Annotated in this window: 1 pseudogene; it reads left to right on the forward strand. The window is 58.7% G+C overall.

Annotation, left to right across the window (positions count from 1 at the left end):
- A pseudogene (locus tag NE473_RS31455) lies at positions 1–298 on the forward strand (glutamine synthetase type III); the annotation flags it as partial.

Genomic DNA, 298 nt, shown 5'->3' on the forward strand with positions numbered 1-298 from the left:
AAATCCAGGCGAGACTCCCCACGAGAACATTCAGTTCCTTCTGGTGCTCTCCTGTATCCTAAAGGCGGTCGACCGCCACGCCGATCTGCTTCGCGAATCCGCGGCAGACGTGGGAAATGACCATAGACTGGGGGCCAACGAGGCGCCGCCCGCGATTATTTCCGTATTCATCGGCGAGCAGCTGGAGGACGTGGTGGATCAGCTTTGCAGCACCGGAGAGGCCACTCATTCCAAGGTGGGTGGCACATTAAAGACCGGCGTCAGAACGCTCCCGGATCTCTTCAAGGATGCCACTGAC

Origin of the sequence: Hungatella sp. SL.1.14 (assembly GCF_024460495.1) — a bacterium.
Lineage (GTDB): Bacteria > Bacillota > Clostridia > Lachnospirales > Lachnospiraceae > Hungatella > Hungatella hathewayi.